The organism is Agromyces humi, from assembly GCF_009720255.1.
GTDB classification, from domain to species: Bacteria; Actinomycetota; Actinomycetes; order Actinomycetales; family Microbacteriaceae; genus Agromyces; species Agromyces humi.
The window spans coordinates 1-3390 of sequence record NZ_WJSP02000382.1; the positions used below are offsets into that span (position 1 = coordinate 1).

The following is a 3390-nucleotide window of genomic DNA, read 5'->3' on the forward strand; positions in this document are numbered from 1 at the left end:
CACCGCGCTCGACGAGATCGCGTTCGCGCACGGCGTGCAGCCCGCGACCATCGCGCTGGCGTGGCTGCTGGCCAAGCCCACCGTGGCGGCGCCGGTGGTCAGCGCGACGAAGCCCGACCAGGTCGAGGCGCTCATGGCCGCGGCATCCGTGGAACTGCACCGTTCCGAGCTCGTCGAGCTCGATCGCGCGTCGGCGTAGCGCGGCACGACCGCCCGGGGCCGTCGGTCGAGGTGGCCGCCGCGCCCGCCGACGCATCCGACCGCACGGTGTCCGGGTGCCATAGGCTGGACGGGATGAACGGCGCTGTCGACCTCCCACTCGGCCAGGCCGAACTCTCCTTCACGGCCGCAGGCGACGCGCGAGTTCGGCGTAGCGTGCTCCCGTCGGGGGTTCGGGTGCTCAGCGAACAGGTGCCGGGCAGCCGCAGCGTCACCATCGGCTTCTGGGTGGCGGTGGGCTCGCGAGACGAGCAGCAGGCGGATGCCGCGCACCCGGCCACCTACGGGTCGACGCACTTCCTCGAGCACCTGCTCTTCAAGGGCACCACGAGCCGCACGGCCCTCGACATCGCGATCTCCTTCGATGCCGTCGGCGGCGAGCACAACGCCCTCACGGCGAAGGAGTACACCTGCTACTACGCCAAGGTGCAGGACCGCGACCTGCCGATGGCGCTACAGGTGCTGGCCGACATGTTCACGTCGTCCCTGCTCGATCCGGTCGAGTTCGACAACGAGCGCGGCGTCATCCTCGAGGAGCTCTCGATGGCGGGCGACGATCCGGGTGATGTCGCGAACGAGCGCTTCTTCGAGGCCGTGCTCGGGGAGCATCCGCTCGGCCGCCCCATCGGCGGCAGCCCTGAGACCATCCGCGCGGCGGCGCGCGAGGCGGTCTGGGAGCACTACCGGGCGAACTACCGCCCGCAAGACCTGGTCGTCACCGTGGCCGGCGCCGTCGACCACGACGCGCTCGTCGCCGAGCTGCAGGCCGCGCTGACACGACACGGCTGGGACCTCACCGCCGAAGGCGCACCGGTGGAGCGGCGGAGCATCGCGCCCGCGGTGCTCGCGCCAGGAACCGCGCTCACGGTCGTGCCCCGGCCCACCGAGCAGGTCAACCTGCTCCTCGGGGTGCCCGGGCTCGTCGCGACCGACGAGCGCCGCTCGACCATGAGCGTGCTCAACGCGATCTTCGGGTCCGGCATGTCGTCGCGCCTGTTCCAGCAGGTGCGCGAGCGCCGAGGCCTCGCGTACGCCGTGTACTCGTTCGCGCCGGGATACTCCGACGCCGGCCTCTTCGGCATGTACGCCGGCTGCGCGCCGGCGAAGGCCGGCACCGTCGCCGCGCTGATGCGCACCGAGCTCGAGCGGGTGGCCGAGCACGGCGTCACGGCCGACGAACTCCGACGTGCCGCCGGTCAGCTGAGCGGCGCGTCGGCGCTCGCGCTCGAGGACTCGGACACCCGGATGTCGCGGCTCGGCCGAGCCGAGCTGACACTCGGCGAGTTCATCGACCTCGACGAGGCGCTGCGGCGCATCGCCCTCGTCACCGCCGACGACGTGCAGGAGCTCGCCGCCGACCTCGCCGCCCGGCCGTTCTCGCTGGTGGCCGTCGGCGCGGCCGACGAGTCGGCGTTCCGCGGCACCGTCGACGACCTCGCGCCCAGCTCCGACGTCGCCTGACGTCCCGATCCCTCCAGACCAGCACCGACGAAAGCGGAACAGTGCCCCACCATCTCTACCTCGTCCGCCACGGCGAGCAGCTCGACGCCGAGCACGGCATGCCCGACGGTCCGCTCTCCCCTCGCGGGCGACGACAGGCGCAACTGCTCGGCGAGCGGCTCGGCGGCGTGCCGTTCGACAGCGCATGGCACTCGCCGCTGCAGCGCGCCACCGAGACGGCCGAGATCATCGCGGCGAAGATGCCTGCGCTGAAGCCCGAGCCCTCGGCGCTGCTGTTCGACTGCATCCCGTCGGGCCCCGCGCCCGAGACGCCCAAGGTGTACGAGCCGTTCTTCGGCTCGGTGACCGAGGCGGAGATCGAGGCGGGCAGCGCCCAGATGGCGGATGCCGGTGCGGAGTTCCTCCGCTCGCACCGCGAGGACCGGCATGATCTCCTCATCACGCACAACTTCGTGATCGCCTGGCTCGTGCGCGAGGCGCTCGGTGCACCCGAGTGGCGGTGGCTGTCGATCCACCAGGCGAACTGCGGGCTCACCGTGCTCACGCAGAAGTCGGGTCGCCCGTGGAGCCTCCTGGTGCACAACGACCTCGCCCACCTGCCGTTCGAGCTGCGCACCGGGCTCCCCGAGCCGTACGCGCTCTGAGCGCGCGTCAGCCGACGCGCTTGCCGTACCAGTGCGTCGCGTTCGGGTTGGCGTTGTACGGCTCGACCTCGGCGTAGCCGCTCGACCGGTACAGGCCCCCCGCCGCCTCGAGGCTCGCGTTCGTGTCGAGCACCAGTTCACGCGCACCGAACGCCGACGCTCGGCGCTCGAGCTCGCCGAGGAGACGCCGGCCCGCTCCGCGTCCGCGCGCTTCGGGCGCGAGCCACAGGTGCTTCACCTCGAAGCGGGGCTCGACCGATCCCGGGCGCGAGTCGATGCGCCGCACGCCGCCGCATCCGATCACCGCGCCCTGCTCGTCCTCCACGACGAGGAACTCGCCGGCGGGCGGGGTGAACTGCTCGGCGACCGGGTAGGTCGGACGGTACTCGCCCTGCTCGGCGGGGAAGCCCGCGGCGCGCTCCGTGAAGTAGGCATCCAGCTGGGCGAGCGCCTCGGCGCCCGTGACATCGACCGCTCGGAACCGCATGCCGTCCAGCCTAGACGCGGCTCGACGCGACCCCCGTCGCCAGGCGATTGGTAGGGTGAAGCGGTGACGATACGGGTCGCCGTGGCCGGAGCCACGGGCAAGATGGGGCGTCTGGCGATCGAGCTGATCGAGGCATCCGACGACCTCGAACTGCACGCCGCGCTCGATTCGCGGTCGAACCTCGACGAGATGCTCGGCGCCGACGTGGCGCTCGACGTCACGCACCCCGCCGCCAGCGCGGCGATCGTCGAGTTCGCGACCGGCGCCGGCATCCCCATCGTGGTCGGCACGTCGGGCTGGTCGAGCGACCGCATCGCCGAGATCGCCCGGTTCGTACGCGGCCACGACGACGCGGGCGCCGTGCTCTTCATCCCGAACTTCTCCATCGGCAGTGTCCTCGGCACCGCCTTCTCCGCCCTCGCCGCCCGCTTCTTCGACTCGATCGAGATCGTCGACTCCCACCCCGGAGCCCACAACCCCGACGTCGCAGCCCGCGTCGTCCCCATCCTCCCCAACCTGATCGGAGCCTGACCCATGACCGCCGCTGTCCCCACCCTCACCCGCCGCATCACCAAGCCG

5 protein-coding genes are annotated in these 3390 nt (G+C 72.0%); 4 read left to right on the forward strand and 1 reads right to left on the reverse strand.

The features are described 5' to 3' along the window. The 3 genes from GH736_RS19460 to GH736_RS19470 form a co-directional block, all read left to right on the forward strand. A partial coding sequence (locus tag GH736_RS19460) for an aldo/keto reductase (RefSeq protein WP_162529582.1) occupies positions 1-199 on the forward strand: 199 nt, incomplete at its 5' end. Between the two features lie 95 nt (positions 200-294). Beyond that, positions 295-1680 carry a M16 family metallopeptidase gene (locus GH736_RS19465; protein WP_159606289.1) on the forward strand — a complete coding sequence of 462 codons (1386 nt, stop codon included), beginning with the start codon at positions 295-297 and terminating at the stop codon, positions 1678-1680. 41 nt (positions 1681-1721) lie between these two features. Next, a complete protein-coding gene (locus tag GH736_RS19470; protein ID WP_159606290.1) occupies positions 1722-2324 on the forward strand; it encodes a histidine phosphatase family protein in 603 nt (200 codons plus the stop codon). 7 nt (positions 2325-2331) lie between these two features. Here GH736_RS19470 and GH736_RS19475 read toward each other — a convergent pair whose 3' ends face one another. Next, the gene (locus GH736_RS19475) at positions 2332-2811 is read right to left on the reverse strand and encodes a GNAT family N-acetyltransferase (protein ID WP_159606292.1); all 480 of its coding nucleotides are present in this window, start codon (positions 2809-2811) and stop codon (positions 2332-2334) included. Positions 2812-2874: 63 nt separating this feature from the next. On the opposite strand from GH736_RS19475, the gene GH736_RS19480 reads away from it, so the two are divergent. Further along, a complete protein-coding gene (locus tag GH736_RS19480) occupies positions 2875-3342 on the forward strand; it encodes a 4-hydroxy-tetrahydrodipicolinate reductase (protein WP_159606294.1) in 468 nt (155 codons plus the stop codon). Positions 3343-3390: the final 48 nt, after the last annotated feature.